At 51.6% G+C, this 1,701-nt stretch carries 2 protein-coding genes; both read right to left on the reverse strand.

What is annotated here, in order from left to right; all coding sequences use genetic code 11:
- Positions 1 to 261: 261 nt before the first annotated feature.
- On the reverse strand, positions 262 to 1,425 hold the full coding sequence (locus AC19YT_RS28155; protein ID WP_500611380.1) for a DUF6708 domain-containing protein: 1,164 nt from the start codon (positions 1,423 to 1,425) through the stop codon (positions 262 to 264).
- A gap of 78 nt (positions 1,426 to 1,503) precedes the next feature.
- A partial coding sequence (locus AC19YT_RS28160) for a hypothetical protein (RefSeq protein ID WP_500611381.1) occupies positions 1,504 to 1,701 on the reverse strand: 198 nt, incomplete at its 5' end.

Here is a 1,701-nt window from a genome sequence, read left to right on the forward strand (position 1 = left end):
CGGTGTGCATCAAGTCCAGCGCAACAGCGGTGGTCGCCAGCGCTGCCGCTGCAAACTCCGCTTTTTGCTTATTGCCATCCGGCATCGCCTGCGCTTTGTTATAGAGCTGGAACGCTTCGTATAGCCCGACGATCACGCCGATGCGCAACGCATAGAAGTTACCCACCTTGCCGGACTCCAACTCCGCTTGAACCGATGCCCGCACCCGTACCTGCAACTGCGCACGTACCCGATCTATGCTTTTTCCGGCACATGCGCCCACTACACATCGCCGTAGTCCTGGGGCCGAGCCGCCGGCCGCCATCCTTTGCGTTCTGGCATAGGCGTGTCGATACGCTCTTTCAAGGTATTGGCCCGCAAGTGGGCGCCGATGACGGGACCAAAGTCCTCCGCTGTCGTGAGTTTGGGGATGGGCTTGCCAGGTTGTCCTGCTTCTTGAATTTCCTTGGGCCAGCGAGGCGCCCAGCACAGCAGTAAAGAAATCCAATGGCACAGCGCGTGCAGAAGAATAAGTGGGGAAAGCAAAGTCCCCGTAACCACCGCGGCGATCTTTCCGCCGTTGCGCCAGAAGCCGGACATGAAACGAAGAGTGGCCCGGATAGGCTCGATGGGGGTGGGGCTTAGAGGCAGTAACCTTTTAGGTTTGGGCACGGCTTGTGGCCCCTCCTCCATATAGCGGCGGATGAATTCCCAGAAACCGACTAGTTCATCATTGCCATGCATGGGGCGGCCTAACATTAGAACTTCGTCATAACCTGCGCCTGTGTGTTCCGATGGAAAAGCCAAAAGGAGGAAACCACCTATTCCCATGAAATCCGGATCCTCCGGATTGATGGCTGGTAGAACGGCCTCCCACGATAATACGACAACCCCCCCAGCGTAACTAGGGCGATTAATATAAACTTGGCGTGTCTTTCGATTGAAGCGAGCAATAAGGTGTCGTTGGGTAAATAATTCCACGCGAAACCAACGCCATGTGTACTTCCAAAGATAATAATTCATTGCAGACCATGTAGCTGTAGCAAGCACCCATGAAATCACCGCCTCAGGCTGCCATGCTTCATAATCTCCGTCACCCAAGACTGCCAAGCATCCTAACGACACCACCGACAATTCAAACATATACAAGTTCATGACCAATGCCATAGACAAAAATCCAAAAGTAATTAGCCCTCGCTTTTCCTCTTGAAATGCTGCACGCACATCAACATAAGTATCATTAAAATCATATAGCGACTCTGCATCAGTAGCTAAATCGCTAACGGGATCATAATGCTCCCACACTTTTTCATCCTCAGGCTTTGTACACTCAGGTACTAATGCAACAATTTCTTCTTTCGTCTTGGCTACCTCTTGAGCCCAATACTCCCTCTGCTCAGGGCTTTCAGTTCGTCCGGACCATATGACTCGCTCAAATAGATACATTATCCACCTATCATTTTATTGAATGCGGCTTCCAGCTCAATTAACTCATCAGCCACCCCATTGAAGGCTTTATTTTTTTCAACTTACGAAAAACTGATTTTTCACACCATGACTCGATGACTTCCGGCTCCAGCAGCCAAATAATCCCCGGCGGCGGCAAAAACTGAGTGCAACACCTGACCTTTCCGGTACGGTGTTGCCCCTATGTCTTATTCCGAACTCAGCGTTGAAGAACGCGCCACCATTCAAATCGCTCGTGCCCAAGCGTTCAGCCTG

Source organism: Pseudomonas sp. MF08875 (genome assembly GCF_059862525.1).

Coding starts and splice junctions, on each gene's coding strand:
- AC19YT_RS28155 (WP_500611380.1), bottom strand. CDS start 1,425: ATGTATCTATTTGAGCGAGTCATATGGTCCGGACGAACTGAAAGCCCT.